Source organism: Streptomyces sp. 11-1-2 (genome assembly GCF_003595545.1).
GTDB classification, from domain to species: Bacteria; Actinomycetota; Actinomycetes; order Streptomycetales; family Streptomycetaceae; genus Streptomyces; species Streptomyces hygroscopicus_B.
This window is the reverse complement of record NZ_CP022545.1, coordinates 6771084-6786238: the sequence shown is the minus strand read 5'-3', so window position 1 is coordinate 6786238 and position 15155 is coordinate 6771084. Positions and strand designations below refer to the sequence as shown.

The window sequence follows — 15155 nt, the reverse complement described above, 5'->3', positions numbered from 1 at the left end:
GGGTGGGAGTGGGGACGGCCGGTCACGCGGGCTCCTTGAGCACACGGTCCAGCGGGATATCCGCCGTCGTGACGACGGCGGACGGATCGAGGTCGGCCGGGGTCGGCATGGCGCTGCCCGGCAACTGCACCGCGGCCGCCCCGTGGGCCACGGCCGAGGCGAGTGCGGCGGGCCCGGCGCCGCCCGCCGCGAGGAATCCGGCGAGCGAGGCGTCGCCCGCGCCGACGTTGCTGCGCACGGCGGCGACCCGCGCGGTGCCGAAGTAGGCGCCCGTCTCGTCGACCAGCAGCTGACCGTCGGCACCCAGGCTGGCCAGCACGGCGCGGGCACCGAGCCCCCGCAGCTCCTCGGCCGCCTTGACCGCCTCGCCCACGGTGGCCAGCGGGCGGCCCACGGCCTGGGCCAGCTCCTCGGCGTTGGGCTTCACCACATCAGGGCGCTCGCGCAGGGCGGCGGTCAGCGAGGGGCCGGAGGTGTCCAGGGCGATCCGGGCGCCCGCCCGGTGGGCCCGCGCCACCAGTTCGGCGTACCACTCGGGTGCGAGCCCGCGGGGCAGGCTGCCGCAGCAGGCGATCCAGTCGGCGCTCTCGGCACTCGTCCGGACGGCCTCCAGCACCGCCTCGGCCTCGGCGCCGCTCAGCTCGGGCCCGCCCGCGTTGAGCTTGGTGAGGGTGCCGTCCGGTTCGGCCACGGAAATGTTGACCCGGGTCGAGCCCGCCACGGGCACACCCGCCGCCTCGATGCCCAGCTCCCCCAGCAGCCGAGCGAGCAGCGCTCCCTCCGGTCCGCCGAGCGGCAGCACGGCCACCGTGCGATGCCCCGCGGCGGCCACGGCACGCGAGACATTGACGCCCTTGCCACCGGGGTCGACCCGGTCGGCCGTGGCCCGCAGCACGGCGCCGCGCTCCAGCGCGGGAATCTCGTACGTACGGTCCAGGCTGGGGTTGGGGGTGACGGTGAGAATCATGCGCGTGCCACTTCCGTGCCCTGACGCTCGATGGCCAGGGCGTCCTGCGGGCTGAGCCCGGTGTCCGTGATGAGCAGATCGACATCGTCGAGGCCGCCGAACCGGGCGAAGTGCTCCCGGCCGAACTTGGCGGAGTCCGCGAGCAGTACCACCCGCCGGGCCGCCGCGATCATGGCGCCCTTGACGGCGCCCTCCGCGAGATCGGGTGTGGTGAGCCCGCCGTCCAGCGAAAAGCCGTTGGTGGCGAGGAAGACCACATCGGCCTTGATCTCGCCGTAGCCGCGCAGCGCCCATGCGTCCACGGCGGCCCGGGTGCGGTGGCGGACCCGTCCGCCGACGAGGTGCAGCGCGATACCGGGGTGGTCGGCGAGACGGGCGGCGACCGGCAGGGCGTGGGTGACGACGGTGAGCTTGGCCTCCAGCGGGAGGGCGGCGGCGAACCGGGCCGCCGTCGAGCCCGCGTCGATGATCACGCTGCCGTCGGACGGCAGCTCGGCGATGGCGGCCCGCGCGATGCGGTCCTTCTCATCGGCGGCGGTGGATTCGCGCTCGGCGAGATCGGGCTCGAAGTCCAGACGGCCGGCCGGGATGGCGCCCCCGTGCACACGGCGGACGAGCCCCGCCCGGTCGAGGGTGCGCAGATCACGCCGCACGGTCTCGGCGGTGACCTGGAACTCCTCGGCGAGGGACAGGACATCCACCCGCCCGCTTTCACGGGCGAGCCGGAGAATCTCCTGCTGACGCTCCGGTGCGTACATGTGGGTTTACGTCCCTTCCATGCCCGAACCTGTGATTTCGCGGCCAGATTACGTGGGCAATGCCGGAAAGTAAACAGACTCGGGCACGAAACGAACTCGACCGGGCATGGACGGGTCACGATCGCTCAGCGGTCGCCCAACGATCGCTCAGCAACCTCCCTCAGAGGCCTGCTGCGGACCACTGCCGCGGAGCGCGCCCACCCCGCGCATCGCCGCAGCGCACCGTCCGTATCCCGCCGGACTTCCGCGACCCGCCCGACCAGGATCGAGTCATGTCCCCGACACCAAGACGGATCACCGCACAGCGGAATTTTCCCCGCACACAAGGAGAAGACATGACACTCGACGGCAAGGCGGCCCTGGTCACCGGCGGCAGCCGGGGCATCGGCGAGGCCGTGGCGATCCGGCTCGCCGAGGACGGCGCCGATGTCGCCCTGACGTACCACAGCCAGGCCGAACGCGCGGCGGACGTCGTCGACCGCATCAAGGCGCTCGGCCGTCGCGCCTGGGCGGTGCGGGTCGACGGCGCAGACGCGCAGGAGGTGCGCGCCGCCGTGGAGGGGGCCGCCGCCGAATTCGGCCGACTGGACATCCTGGTCAACAACGCGGGCGTCGGCGCCCTCGGCCCCCTCGCCGAGCTGTCGCTGGAGGATGTGGACCAGGTCCTCGCCGTGAACGTCCGGGCGCCGTTCCTCATGGCGCAGGCAGCCGCCGCGCATATGGCCGACGGCGGGCGGATCATCAACATCGGCAGCTGTATGGCCGAGCGCGTCGCCTTCCCCGGCGGCAGCCTCTACGCGACCAGCAAGACCGCGCTCACCGGCCTCACCAAGGCCCTGGCCCGTGAGCTCGGCCCGCGCGGGATCACGGCCAACCTGGTCCACCCCGGTCCGGTGGACACCGATATGAACCCGGCGGACGGCGAGAGCGCCGCACTCCAGAGCGGCTTCACCGCACTCGGCCGCTACGGCCGTCCCACGGAGATCGCGGCGACCGTGGCCCATCTCGCGGGCGACAGCAGCCGCTACATCACCGGGGCGTCGATCGCCGTGGACGGCGGCTTCGCCGTCTGACCGCCCGGCCCCGGCCCGCAACCGACCCCGACCACACCACAGGCAGACCACAGCCACACCACACAGGCGGCCCGCACCCGGACACAAGCGAGCCCCGGCGCCAGGGGGGAGGCGCCGGGGCTCGGTCCATGGGTTGGAGAGGGTCTGGTGGCGGCTGGAGTCTGCTGTCCCGAGAACTCAAGCCGCTGCGTCGAAACCGGTCTGGCGGGCCATCTTCTTCAGCTCAAGCAAGGCATGCTTCTCGATCTGGCGGATGCGCTCACGCGTGAGGCCATGCTGCTTGCCGACCTCGGTCAGGGTGCGCTCCCGGCCGTCGTCGATGCCGTACCGCGCCTTGATGATGGAGGCGGTGCGGTCGTCGAGGCGGCCGATCAGGTCCTCCAGCTCCTCGCTGCGCAGCAGCGTCATCACCGACTGCTCGGGCGAAACGGCCGAGGTGTCCTCCAGCAGATCGCCGAACTGGGTCTCCCCTTCGTCGTCGACCGACATATTCAGACTGACCGGGTCGCGGGCCCAGTCGAGCACATCCGAGACCCGCTCCATCGTGGAGCCGAGCTCCTCGGCGATCTCGGCGTGCTCCGGCTCGCGGCCGTGCTCACGGTTGAACTCCCGCTGCACCCGGCGGATCCGACCGAGCTCCTCGACCAGGTGGACGGGCAGCCGGATCGTACGGGACTGGTCCGCGATCGAGCGCGTGATGGCCTGACGGATCCACCACGTGGCATAGGTCGAGAACTTGAATCCCTTGGTGTAGTCGAACTTCTCCACCGCGCGCACCAGGCCCGCGTTGCCCTCCTGGATCAGATCCAGCAGGGGCAGCCCACTGCGCGGATAGCGGCGCGCCACAGCCACGACGAGGCGCAGGTTGGAGCGGATGAAGATGTCCTTGGCGCGGGCACCTTCGGTGGCTATCGCCTCCAGCTCCTCGCGGCTCGCACCTGCGGCAGGGGCCTCCTCAACCTCGCCGCCCAGGATCTGCTGGGCATACACCCCCGCTTCGATGGACTGGGACAGCTCGACCTCCTTCGCCGCGTCCAGCAGCGGGGTACGAGCGATCTCGTCGAGATACATGCCGACCAGGTCGCGATCGGCGATCTCCCCGCCTGAGGCGCGAACGCTGTTGGCCCCATCAGCGCCACCAGCGGCGGCGGACTGATTACGGGCGACGGCACGGGTTGCCATGCGTGCTCCCTTACAGATGGATCGGGCGCGGACTATGGACGGACTCTCCGGTGTCGGGTGCCCCGTCCGAAGGAAACAACGACTGGAATCAGGACAGAATTCCCATCAGGCCCCCACCTTTTTACGATCATGCAGTATCCTGTCCACCCACACCGGGGTCAGCGCACTGCCGAAGCGGCGGGAAGCGCAGGTCAGACCCCCTGTGCCGTCGCCTTCCACGGCTCTCCCGCCCGTCTCTCATCCGTCAAGACGAATCTCGCGGGCTCCCGGTTGCCCGGATGGCCCATCGCGCCGGGTTGCCCGGCCCCCCGCATGGGTGTGCGCTGGAAAGTGACGGGTCAGGGCGGGGACGCGGCGACGAGGAGGTTCGGTCATGAATGCCCCCACAGCCCCGGTGAGCCACCGCCACCATCCGCGGCTCCACCTCCCACTGCACCCCTCCGCCTCCTGGGGCATCCCCGTCGTTCTGGCGGTGCTCTTCGGCGGCTGGGTGATGTTCGTGGACCACAATCAAGGCTCCACCATCCCCGCGTCCGCCGTCCTCGGCGTGGTGTCGGCGGTGGTGGTCGGGGCGCTCTGTTACGCCCTCGGCAGGATGACGCCGGGCCTGATGCCGGAGATCCGGGCCGTGCTCTACGGGACGCTCCTCGGCTGTGCGCTCGGCTTTCTGCACGCCGTGAGCGGAGGCTCGGTGTACCGGTCCGCGGGGATCGGGCTCGGGGCGGGGCTCGCGATGATGGGCATAGTGCTCTACGTCTTCCACGCACGGGAGGAGCGCCCTCCGCGGTAGCCCGTAACGCCGCAGCCCGTAGCGCCGCAGCCCGTGACCCGCCGTGGCCCGGTAGCCCGCCGCAGCCCTCCGTAGTCCCCCGGCCCAGACCCCCGGCCGAGGTCCCCGGCCCTCCCGCCCCGGCCCCGGCTTAGGTCGTTGGTCCCCGCACGCTTCCGTCCCCGGCCCGATTCGGGGCCGCCCCGCCCTCCCTAGCGTGAGGTCATGACAGACGACACGAGTGGAACCCTCGACGAAGCCCTCGAGCGACTGCATGCCTCAGGCCCCGAGCATGAGGGATGGCTGAGCAATCACGCGCCGATGGCCGTGGAGGCGCTGGTGCGTCACGGCCAGGGGCGCACCGTGCATCGGTGGCTGGACCGCTATCGCGACAAGCTGGAGGAGATGCCGGGCCCATACGCCCGGATCACCGAGGAGAACTGGCGCGAGGCGCTCGGCGATCCACGCCGTCTCGCCGACTGGCCCGCCTACTTCGACCGGGAGCTCGCCGACCGCCCCTGGCGGGACGTGCTCGCCGTGTGGTGGCCCCGGCTGCTGCCGGGCATCGCCGGCGGCGCGACGCATCCGGCGATCCGCGTCGGCCACGCCGTACGGACCCTCCTGGACGACCCGGGCACCACGACCGCTCCCCGCACCGCCGAACTGGCCCACGCCCTCGGCTACTGGGCCGCCCGGCACGCCCCGCTGCCGCCGCTCCGGCAGCAGCCGGGCCCTGTCTCCGGGTCGGCGGCCGACGCACTGGCCGCCGTGGAGCCGGTCACGGACCAGAGCGGTGGCATACGGGCGCGGCTGGCCCGGCTCACCGCCTTCCCCACCTGGCCGCCCGCCCCGCGGCCCACCAACCGGACGACCGCCCCCGACGCCGCCGACCCACCGGAGGAGGCACGCCGGCGGCTGACCGAGCTCGTGCGGGCCGCGACCCATCGCTACGCCACCCACGGACACGGCGAACCGGTCATGCTGGTCCACGCCGCGACGGCGCCCAACGCCGTACTGCGCGTCCTGCCCGCGCTGCCGCGCGAGCTGTGGGCACCGAGTCTGGACGCGGCATGGGCGGCGAGCGCCGCGGTCACGGCGGTGTACGCGCCGCGGGAGCCGCTCCCGGCCGACCGGCTGCCGTCCACGGCAGGCGTCACCCCCGAGGAGGTCTTCGCCCGCGCCGCCGCGCACGGCGATGAGCACGCCATCAAGCTCACCGACACCGCCCTCGATGTCGCCCAGGGCCCGGACGCCATGGCCCTGGCCGCGGCACTCCATGCCTGCGCGATGATCGACCCGGCGCTCTGAGACGGGCACGAGCCGGTCCGTACCCAACGAGCCGGTCCGTACCCGACGAGCCGGTCCGTACCCACCCAGACCCACCCCCTCGCCGAGCGTCCCACTCACCCCAATTGCACCGACCGCTTCGCCAACCCCATCCAGAAGCCGTCGATCACGCTCCGCTGGCTGCCCAACTCCGCCTCTGCCGCGCCCAGCGTGACGAACAACGGCGCGAAGTGTTCGGTGCGCGGGTGGGCGAGCCGTCCCGCCGGGGCCGTGTGCTCGAAGTCCAGCAGCGCGTCGATGTCCTGGGCGTCCAGGGCCCGTTGCCCCCAGTCGTCGAACTCGGCCGACCAACTGGGCGGCGTCGGGCCCCTCTGCCGCATCGCGGCCAGGTTGTGGGTGAAGAAGCCGCTGCCGACGATCAGGACGCCCTCGTCCCGCAACGGCGCCAACTTCCGCCCGATCTCCATCAGCTTCCGCGGGTCGAGGGTCGGCATCGAGACCTGCAGCACCGGGATGTCGGCCTCCGGATACATCTCGACCAGGGGCACATACGCCCCGTGGTCCAGCCCCCGATCGGGGATGTCCTGGACCGGGGTACCCGCCGTGCGCAGCGTCTTACGGATCCGCTCGGCGAGTTCGGGGGCGCCCGGCGCGGCGTACCGCACCTGGTAGTAGTGCTGGGGGAATCCCCAGAAGTCATAGACCAGAGGCACCTGCTGGGTGGCCCCGACCGCCAGGGGCGCCTCCTCCCAGTGGGCGGAGATCATGAGAATGGCCTGGGGCCGGGGCAGGCCCGCGGCCCAGGCGGCGAGCTGTCCGGGCCAGACCGGATCGTCGGCGAGCGGCGGAGCACCATGACTGAGATAGAGGGCGGGCATACGCCCGTCGAGCGCGGACATGAAGTCTCCTCGGCAGAGCTCGACAAGGTATTTGAAGTCTCAAGCAATCGCGGGCATCACTGTACCGCACACTTGTTTAAAGTTCAAAAAGTGTTCTCTAGAATGGACGCGTGGACGACGCCATGAAGACCCCCTCAGACACCGACGAACCGCGTTGGCTGACCGATGACGAGCAGCGCAGTTGGCTGGCGTATGTCCAGGCGAGAATGCTTCTGGAGGATCACCTCGACCGCCAGCTGCAGCGCGACGCCGGCATGCCCCACGTCTACTACAGCCTGCTGGTGAAGCTCTCCTGGGCGCCACGCCACCGCTTGCGGATGACCGAGCTGGCCGAGGCGGCCAAGATCACCCGATCCCGGCTGTCCCATGCCATCGCGCGCATGGAGAAGGACGGCTGGGTCCGACGCGAGGACTGCCCCGACGACAAGCGCGGGCAGAACGCGGTCCTCACCGACAAGGGACTCAAGGTGCTGGAGGAGACCGCCCCCGGCCATGTGTCCGCCGTGCGGATGGCCGTCTTCGACCGGCTCACCCCCGAGCAGGTCGAGCAGTTCGGCACCATCTGCCGGACCATCGCGGACGGCCTGCAGCCGGAGGGCGCCGACCTCCCCTGGCTGCGCTGACGCCCCCGCCCCAGCACGCCGGGGACCGAACGAACGAAGGACGGACGAAGGCCCCGTTCCCCCAGGATTCTTCCCGGGGGAACGGGGCCTTCGCCCTGCTGCGGACTACCTCCGCGCGTCAGTGCGCCATGACCGGAATGGCGTCCTCCGCCGCTCCCTCATCGGAGCCGGCGACCGTGCCGCCGCCTCCCTGATGCCCGGCGTTGACCATCGTGATGGCGATCACTCCGGCCAGCACCAGGATGCCGACCGCCCACCAGATGGCGGCGGTGTAGCCGTGCACCATCGACTGCAGCTCCAGCGCCGTACGGGAAGGGGCGCCCGCCGCATGCGACTTCGCGTACGCGGTGGTGGCGCTCGCCGCGATGGTGTTCAGGAGCGCGGTGCCGATGGCGCCGCCCACCTGCTGCGAGGTGTTGACCATCGCCGAGGCGACACCCGCGTCACGCGGCTCGACGCCATGCGTGGCCAGGCTCATCGCCGGCATGAAGGCGGTACCCATGCCGAGGCCGAGGAGCAGGAACCCGGGCAGGATCAGCGCGGGGTACGAGGTGTCCAGGTCGATCTGGGTCAGCAGCAGCATGCCGACCGAGGCGACCAGGAAGCCCGGCCCCATCAGCAGCCGCGCCGGGACCCGGGTCATCAGCCGGGCGCCGATCTGCGTCGAGCCGGTGATCATGCCCGCGACCATCGGCAGGAAGGCGAAGCCGGTCCTGACCGGGCTGTACCCCTTGACGACCTGCATGTAGTAGGTGAGGAAGAGGAACAGGCCGAACATGCCGATGACGGCGAGGCCCAGCGAGGCGTAGACACCGCCCCGGTTCCGGTCGGCGATCACGCGCAGCGGCAGCAGCGGCGCCTTCACCCGCGACTCGACGGCCACGAAGGCGATCAGCAGCACGGCCGCGGCGACGAACAGACCGATGGTCAGGCCCGCGGACCAGCCGTCGGACTCGGCGCGGGTGAAGCCGTAGACCAGCGAGACCAGACCCGAGGTGGCCAGGAGCACACCGGGGACGTCCAGCCGGGAGGTGTTGCGGCTCTCCACCGGGTCGCGGATCACGGCGACCGCGCCGATCCCGGCGACGATGGCGAACGGGATGTTCACGAAGAAGGTCCAGCGCCAGTCCATGTACTCGGTCAGCACACCGCCGAGGATCAGACCGACGGCACCGCCACCACCCGCGATGGCGCCGAAGACACCGAACGCCTTGGCGCGCTCCTTGGGGTCGGTGAACATCACCGCGAGCAGCGAGAGCGCGGAGGGGGCGAGCAGCGCGCCGAACACACCCTGCAGCGCACGCGCGCCCAGCAGCATGCCGGTGTTCAGCGCGGCGCCGCCGATCGCCGAGGCGGCGGCGAAGCCGGCCAGGCCGACGATGAAGGTCTGCTTACGTCCCCACAGGTCGGCGATCCGGCCGCCGAAGAGCAGCAGTCCGCCGAAGGCGAGGGCGTAGGCCGTGATGACCCACTGCCGGTTGCCGTCGGAGATGCCGAGGTCGGCCTGGGCGCTGGGCAGCGCGATGTTCACGATGGTCGCGTCGAGCACGACCATCAGCTGGGCGAGGGCGATGAATATCAGCGCTTTCCAGCGCCGGGGATCCACGAATTGTGCCGTTTCAGGCATGGGAGAGCCTACCTAGCGGTGCGGAGAGTGACAAATGGGACGAGTGGGGCCGGTCGAAGTCAGGCCGGCGCAGGCCATTGGGTAACAGGTAGCGAGAGGCGTCGACGCACGCACACAGAAGACTTGTGAACGCGCGCGAAATAAGCGGTGCTCCGGGATCGGCCGGATGCGATCTATGTCACGGCCGGTGCTGCAGATCCTCCAAGGTCACGGACTTGCCGGGTAGTTCGGAGCGCGCCGGGGCCTGCAATCCGTCCAGGAACAGCTGCAGATGCCGGTGCACAAAGGCGTCGAAGTCCACACAGAAGCTGCCGGGCAGCGGCCGGGTGAGCTGGTTGAGCGCGACCATCAGATCACCGACACCGATGTCGGTGCGCAGTCGGCCGTCGGCTTTCGCGGCCCCCATCAGGGCCTCGACACCGGCGGACAGACGGTCGCGGACGGCTATGAGATCAGGGTGCTCCTTGTCGAGGCCGTCGGAGAGCAGAAGGCACAGCGCGCCGATGCGCTCGTCCGCCGCGGCATGGACGAAGCGCCGCAGCGCCGAGAAGGCGTCCGCCTCCTCGGCCAGGGCGGATTCGGCCTGGTCGGCGACGCCGGACATCACCGAAAGCGCCACATGGTGGATGAGCTCACGGCGGTCCGTGAAGTGCCGATAGATCGTGGCATTCCCGACCCCCGCCCGTCGAGCGATTTCATCGAGGGGGATATGAGCCCCGGATTCGACGATCACCTCTCGGGCGGCCACGACAATACGCTCCCGATTGCGCAGGGCGTCCGCGCGCAGCCGGGGCTGCGCGGACTTCGCGGTCATCGTGTCGGCGGCCATGGCAGCACTCCCTTCCGCGTACGGCATCCATGCGTACGGTTCTCCGGCGGCTTGGTGGCGACACCAGGCCCCGGCCCAGACGTTCGAGCTTCAACATTTCCGGGGAGTCAGTCCCCGTTTATGCGGTCATCGGGTTAAACGGGGAATCACTCCCCGGAATTTCCGCGTCCGCAGGTGACCTGCCTCACACCTGTCCGGCACCCCCGCCGCCCGGACGGAGCAGGTCATTCCCCCACTCGGCGGCACCCCACGAGCGCCCCGGCCCGTGCCGTCACACCGTGGTCGGCAATGAGGCAGACGCATGGGACCACCCACCACCGCATACGAATACGCCGGCCCCGCAGAGGCAGCGCATTCGCCACTGCCGCCGTGCTCATGGTGGCACTGGTCGCCCCGGCGGCGACTCCGCGCCCCGCGTCCCCCGCACCCCCCGAGCTGGCCCCGGCACCCTCCGGGCGACCGGCCTTCGGCTCGCTCGCGCCCTGCGCCCTCGCCTCCGGCCGGGGGCTGCAGATGTCCGAGGGCATACCCACCAGCCGCGGCTACAGCCGCAGCACCGGCACGGTCCACGCCCTCAACCTCATGGTCGACTTTCCCGATGTGCGCGGCCAGGGCACCGCCCGCCAGCGCTCCGAGGAGTTCTTCCCCCAGACCACCCGGTGGTTCGCGCAGAGCTCGTACGGACGGCTGGACTACCGCCCCGAGATGCCGATCACCCACTGGCTGCGGATGCCGCGCTCGTTCCGCGCCTACGGCATCAAGCGCGGCAGCCCCTTCGACCCGGGCTATCGCAAACTGGTCGCCGACATCGCCAAGGCCGCCGACCCCAAGGTCGACTTCCGCCGCTACGACCTGGTGAACGTCCTGGTCACCCCGAACGCCGGGCCGCCCGCCGCGCATGCCGTGCTGTCCGTCACCTACGCCGACAACCAGCAGGCCCCGACCGCCGACGGCGTGCCGCTGGCCAATGTCTCCTTCGTCTACAGCCGCCAGGACGACGGCTCCGGCTCGCTGCGTCGCACCGGCTTCCGCGTCCTGCCCCATGAGAACGGCCATGTCTTCGGGCTGCCCGACCTCTACACCCGGGGCGGTGGCGACAAGGCCGGCCACTGGGATGTGATGTCCGAGGACTGGGGCGCCGGCAACGACCTGCTGGCCTGGCACAAGTGGAAGCTGGGCTGGCTCGGCCCGCGGCAGATCGCCTGCGCCGCCCGCTCCGGGGTCTTCGCGCACGCCCTGTCCCCGCTGGGCCGCCCGGAGGGGACCAAGCTGGTCTTCGTCCCCGTCTCGCCGTCCACCGGCTATGCGATCGAGGCGCGCGCGACCGGCGGCAACGACGAGGCCATATGCAAGCCCGGTGTGCTGATCTCCCGGGTGGACACCGGTGTCGACTCCGGCGGCGGCCCCGTCACCATCATGGACTCCACCCCCCACGGCCGCGGCTGCACCCGGGAGCGCAATGTCCACCCCGGGCTCAGCGACGCGGCCTACGCGCCCGGCGAGACCTTCCACGCGGAGACGAACGGCCTGCGGATACGCGTCCGCGTCACCGGCCGGGACGCGGACGGGGACTTCGGCGTGGAGATCACCCGTCGCGCCAGTGCCGGCGCCCGAGGCTGATCAGCATCAACTGCTTGCGCGCGGTGTCGGCGACCCGGCGCTCCAGCCGCGGATGATCCGGCTGCGCCTCCAGGAACGCCGTCGCCGTCATCACCATGTGGTCCACATACAGCTCCGCAAGCATCCGGACATCTTCCGGCGGCCAGTCCTCGCCCGAGAGCCGCGGACAGAAGTCGGTGGCCACCTCATCGGCGAATCGGTCCAGCTCGGCGGCGATGGCCTCGCGCACCGCACGCACCCCGCCATGCCGCTCACGTGCGATGAAGCGGATATGCGCGGGATAGCGGCGGACATGCTCGGCGACCGCCTCGACGGTGGCGTCGATCCGCTCCTCATCACCGTCCTGGCCTGCGAGTATCGCGCCGATCATATGGTGCAGGCTGCCCAGGGACTCCTCGACCAGCGCGACACCGAGATCGCTCAGATCCCGGAAGTGCCGGTAGAAGGCGGCCGGCGCCACTCCCACCGCCCGCGTGACCTCACGCAGCCCCAGACTGCTCAGGCTCTGGTCCTCCAGCAGCCGCAACGCCGCGTCCATCAGGGCGCGCCGGGTCTTCTCCTTCTGGGCCTGCCGGACCCCGCACCTGTGACTCATATCATTCAGTAAACAGCTGTTCGCTGAATTTCTCCAGGCCCCGGCAGGGTACTCTGGAACTCAGTGAACAGTTGTACTTCCAACTGTTCACCGAACAACGTCCACCCGCACGCCAACCGCATCCGGATCGTCACTTCGAGAGAGGCTCACATGCTCTTCATCGTCGCGGCACTCGCCCTGATGGGAGTTCTTCTGGGGGCGGCGGCGCACACTCCGCTCCCCCTGTTCCTCGCCGCCGCGGGCGCCATCAGCGCCTGGCTGCTGATCTTCTTCATCCGCGAACGCACCGGGCACAAGGAGAGCTGAGACCCATGGCACTCACCGCACCGTCCCGCACCTCACCCATCCGGGCGCGCAGGGACGCCGATGGTATGGCCGTCGCCTCCTTCGTGCTCGGGCTGATCGGCCTGCTGCTCTTCAACGCGGTCTTCGGGCCCTGCGCGATCGTCCTGGGGACGCTCGCGCTCGCCCGGGAGACCCGCCGCAGGGGCCGGGCGCTGCTCGGAATCATGCTCGGCATCGCCGACGTGGCCCTGCTCGTCGTCCTGCTGACGCTGAATCAGTCGGTCTTCTGGCAGTTCGGGAGCTGATCCGCCCGGCGGTCCACCGGCACAGCACGCCTCCCCGCACGGCCCTTCCACTGAGTGGAAGGGCCGTTGCCCGTACGTGACGGGCGTCACCACGCTGGCACGCATGACCGCCTTCGCGAGAAACCAGTGGTACGTCGCCGCCTACGGCCGCGAGATCGGCCGGGAGCTGCTGGGGCGCACCATCCTGAACGAGCCCATCGCCTTCTACCGCGCCGAGTCCGACGACACGGTCATCGCGCTCGCCGACCGCTGTGTGCACCGCCGCTATCCGCTCACCGCCGGCCGTCTCGACGGCGACACGGTCGTCTGCGGCTACCACGGCTTCACCTACGACACCGGCGGCACCTGTGTGTTCGTACCGGGCCAAAAGCGCGTCCCGCGCACCGCCCGGGTCCCCTCCTACCCCGTCGTCGAGCAGGACTCGCTGGTGTGGGTGTGGATCGGGGACCCGGCGCTCGCCGATCCCCGCTCGGTGCCGCGCGCGCCCTGGCTGGCCGATCCGCGCTGGACGACCGTGGGCGGCATGGAGCCGATCGACGCCGACTACGGCCTGCTGGTGGACAATCTGCTGGACCTGTCCCACGAGACGTATCTGCACAGCGGCTACATCGGCACCCCCGAGGTCGCCGAGACCCCGATCACCACGGAGGTCGACGAGGGCGCGGGCGTCGTACGGGTCAGCCGGCATATCGACGACGCCGAGTGCCCGCCGTTCTACGCCCGTTCCACCGGGATCGACGGCCGCATCACCCGCTGGCAGGACATCGAGTACCACGCGCCCTGTCTCTATCTATTGCACAGCCGGATCGCCCCGGCCGGGGTGTTGCCGAGGCCGGACGGCTCCGATCCGGACGCCTTCCATGTGGAGATCACCTACGCCATCACCCCGTCCACCGACCACCATGTGTACGACTTCTGGGCCGTCTCACGGGACTTCGCGCAGGACGACGAGGAGGTGACCACCTTCCTCCACGACCTCAACCGGACCGTGGTGCTGCAGGACGTGGCGGCGCTGAACCTGCTCCAGAAGGCCCTGGACACCGAGCGCGAGGGCTATCAGGAGCTCAGCATCAACATCGACACCGGCGGTCTGGCCGCGCGCCGCATCCTCGCCCGCCTCGCCGCCGAAGGAGAGCGGACCGCGGCCGTGGCGGCATCCCCGTGAGCGCCCCCACGGCCGAGGTGTACCGGATCGACTGGCTGCCCGGCACCGATGTGCTGCACGGGGTCTGCCACTGCGGCGCCGAGCGCACCGCCGAGGACCCGGTCGAGCTGTGGCAGTGGATGCTCGCCCATCCCACCGGGCACCATCCCGCCGACCACCGTAAGGAGACGACATCGTGAACCCCGGCGGCGAGTACGAGGACACCCTGCTGGTGGCCCGCCGGGAGGAGGTGGCCTCGGACGTGGTGGCGCTCACCCTGCGCCATCCGACGGGCCGTGAACTCCCCGGCTGGGAGCCCGGCGCCCATCTCGATCTCGTCCTCGACCCGGGCCCGACCCGGCAGTACTCGCTGTGCGGCGACCCCGCCGACCGCGCCTCCTGGCGGATCGCGGTGCTCCGCGCACCCGCCGGGCGCGGCGGCTCCGCCCGGGTGCACGACACCCTCACCGAGGGGAGCAGGGTGCGGGTGCGCGGCCCGCGCAACCACTTCGCGCTGCGCCCGGCGGCCCGCTATCTGTTCATCGCGGGCGGCATCGGCATCACTCCCCTCCTCCCCATGACGGCCGCCGCCGAGGCCGCGGGCGCCGACTGGCGGCTGCTGTACGGCGGGCGCACCCGTGCCTCGATGGCGTTCGCGGACCAGCTCGCCGCCCGTTACGGCGGCAAGGTGAGTCTGGTGCCGCAGGACGAGGAGGGGCTGCTCGACCTCGCGCCGTATCTCGACGCCCCGGCCGCCCCCGGCACCCTCGTCTACTGCTGCGGTCCCGAACCGCTGCTCCGGGCCGCCGAGGAGGGGTGCCGCGGGTGGCCGGACGGGGCCCTGCGCACCGAGCGCTTCCAGCCCCGTACGGACCCGGCGGGCGCCGAACCGGCGGGCGGGGCCTTCGAGTTGGTGCTCACCCGCTCCGGGCTGACTCTCACCGTGCAGCCGGAGCGCAGTGTGCTGCGCACCGTCGAGGCGGCGGGGGTACCGGTTTTGTACTCCTGCGAGGAGGGCACGTGTGGTACGTGCGAGACGGATGTCGTCGAAGGAGAGGTGGACCACCACGACTCCGTGCTCACCGGCGAGGAGCGGGCCTCGGGCGAGACCATGATGATCTGCGTCTCACGCTGCCGTGGCCCCCGATTGGTGCTGGACCTGTGAATCCGCCCTGAACCGCCGCGTGAGCCC

At 70.9% G+C, this 15155-nt stretch carries 17 protein-coding genes; 10 read left to right on the top strand and 7 right to left on the bottom strand.

The annotated features are described in order from the left end of the window. Nucleotides 1-22 precede the first annotated feature (22 nt). Both pfkB and CGL27_RS29075 read right to left on the bottom strand, forming a co-directional pair. Nucleotides 23-967, bottom strand: coding sequence for a 1-phosphofructokinase (gene pfkB, locus CGL27_RS29080; protein WP_119991017.1), 945 nt, complete (start codon nucleotides 965-967; stop codon nucleotides 23-25). After that, nucleotides 964-1725, bottom strand: a complete 762-nt coding sequence (locus CGL27_RS29075) for a DeoR/GlpR family DNA-binding transcription regulator (RefSeq protein ID WP_014054359.1) — start codon at nucleotides 1723-1725, stop codon at nucleotides 964-966. The genes pfkB and CGL27_RS29075 overlap by 4 nt, the downstream gene beginning before the upstream one ends. 335 nt (nucleotides 1726-2060) lie before the next feature. Here CGL27_RS29075 and CGL27_RS29070 point away from each other — a divergent pair, with 335 nt between their 5' ends. Then, a complete protein-coding gene (locus CGL27_RS29070; protein WP_078643093.1) occupies nucleotides 2061-2798 on the top strand; it encodes a 3-oxoacyl-ACP reductase family protein in 738 nt (245 codons plus the stop codon). 177 nt (nucleotides 2799-2975) lie between these two features. Here CGL27_RS29070 and CGL27_RS29065 read toward each other — a convergent pair whose 3' ends face one another. Continuing rightward, nucleotides 2976-3980 carry a sigma-70 family RNA polymerase sigma factor gene (locus CGL27_RS29065; RefSeq protein WP_119991015.1) on the bottom strand — a complete coding sequence of 335 codons (1005 nt, stop codon included), beginning with the start codon at nucleotides 3978-3980 and terminating at the stop codon, nucleotides 2976-2978. A 373-nt stretch (nucleotides 3981-4353) separates the two neighbouring features. Between CGL27_RS29065 and CGL27_RS29060 the strand changes: the two genes are divergently transcribed. Together CGL27_RS29060 and CGL27_RS29055 are read left to right on the top strand one after the other, a co-directional pair. After that, a complete protein-coding gene (locus tag CGL27_RS29060) occupies nucleotides 4354-4770 on the top strand; it encodes a hypothetical protein (protein ID WP_078643092.1) in 417 nt (138 codons plus the stop codon). A gap of 204 nt (nucleotides 4771-4974) precedes the next feature. Continuing rightward, nucleotides 4975-6057 (top strand): questin oxidase family protein, encoded by a 1083-nt coding sequence (locus tag CGL27_RS29055; protein ID WP_119991013.1) that lies wholly within the window; start codon nucleotides 4975-4977, stop codon nucleotides 6055-6057. 95 nt (nucleotides 6058-6152) lie between these two features. On the opposite strand, the gene CGL27_RS29050 is transcribed toward CGL27_RS29055, so the two are convergent. After that, nucleotides 6153-6935: a class III extradiol ring-cleavage dioxygenase gene (locus CGL27_RS29050; protein ID WP_119991011.1), complete on the bottom strand. Its 783-nt coding sequence runs from the start codon at nucleotides 6933-6935 to the stop codon at nucleotides 6153-6155. Between the two features lie 122 nt (nucleotides 6936-7057). On the opposite strand from CGL27_RS29050, the gene CGL27_RS29045 reads away from it, so the two are divergent. Next, nucleotides 7058-7558, top strand: coding sequence for a MarR family transcriptional regulator (locus CGL27_RS29045; protein ID WP_119994600.1), 501 nt, complete (start codon nucleotides 7058-7060; stop codon nucleotides 7556-7558). Nucleotides 7559-7676: 118 nt separating this feature from the next. Here CGL27_RS29045 and CGL27_RS29040 read toward each other — a convergent pair whose 3' ends face one another. Both CGL27_RS29040 and CGL27_RS29035 read right to left on the bottom strand, forming a co-directional pair. After that, nucleotides 7677-9185: an MFS transporter gene (locus CGL27_RS29040; protein WP_119991009.1), complete on the bottom strand. Its 1509-nt coding sequence runs from the start codon at nucleotides 9183-9185 to the stop codon at nucleotides 7677-7679. Between the two features lie 178 nt (nucleotides 9186-9363). After that, a complete protein-coding gene (locus CGL27_RS29035) occupies nucleotides 9364-10014 on the bottom strand; it encodes a TetR/AcrR family transcriptional regulator (protein ID WP_203348507.1) in 651 nt (216 codons plus the stop codon). Between the two features lie 288 nt (nucleotides 10015-10302). Here CGL27_RS29035 and CGL27_RS29030 point away from each other — a divergent pair, with 288 nt between their 5' ends. Next, complete coding sequence (locus CGL27_RS29030) at nucleotides 10303-11634, top strand: M6 family metalloprotease domain-containing protein (protein WP_119991007.1); 1332 nt, start codon at nucleotides 10303-10305, stop codon at nucleotides 11632-11634. Here the strand turns inward: CGL27_RS29030 and CGL27_RS29025 are convergent. Next, entirely contained in the window at nucleotides 11600-12229 is a 630-nt protein-coding gene (locus CGL27_RS29025; protein ID WP_078643086.1) for a TetR family transcriptional regulator, read from the bottom strand. The two genes, CGL27_RS29030 and CGL27_RS29025, sit on opposite strands and share 35 nt — an antisense overlap. 150 nt (nucleotides 12230-12379) lie before the next feature. Here CGL27_RS29025 and CGL27_RS50255 point away from each other — a divergent pair, with 150 nt between their 5' ends. The 5 genes from CGL27_RS50255 (at nucleotide 12380) to CGL27_RS29005 (ending at nucleotide 15128) form a co-directional block, all read left to right on the top strand. After that, nucleotides 12380-12535, top strand: a complete 156-nt coding sequence (locus tag CGL27_RS50255) for a hypothetical protein (RefSeq protein ID WP_162953095.1) — start codon at nucleotides 12380-12382, stop codon at nucleotides 12533-12535. 5 nt (nucleotides 12536-12540) lie between these two features. Beyond that, a complete protein-coding gene (locus tag CGL27_RS29020) occupies nucleotides 12541-12819 on the top strand; it encodes a DUF4190 domain-containing protein (protein ID WP_119991005.1) in 279 nt (92 codons plus the stop codon). Between the two features lie 103 nt (nucleotides 12820-12922). Beyond that, on the top strand, nucleotides 12923-13984 hold the full coding sequence (locus CGL27_RS29015) for an aromatic ring-hydroxylating dioxygenase subunit alpha (RefSeq protein WP_119994599.1): 1062 nt from the start codon (nucleotides 12923-12925) through the stop codon (nucleotides 13982-13984). After that, the gene (locus CGL27_RS29010) at nucleotides 13981-14163 is read left to right on the top strand and encodes a hypothetical protein (protein ID WP_078643084.1); all 183 of its coding nucleotides are present in this window, start codon (nucleotides 13981-13983) and stop codon (nucleotides 14161-14163) included. The genes CGL27_RS29015 and CGL27_RS29010 overlap by 4 nt, the downstream gene beginning before the upstream one ends. Further along, nucleotides 14160-15128, top strand: a complete 969-nt coding sequence (locus tag CGL27_RS29005; RefSeq protein WP_078643083.1) for a PDR/VanB family oxidoreductase — start codon at nucleotides 14160-14162, stop codon at nucleotides 15126-15128. The genes CGL27_RS29010 and CGL27_RS29005 overlap by 4 nt, the downstream gene beginning before the upstream one ends. The last annotated feature ends 27 nt before the right edge of the window (nucleotides 15129-15155 follow it).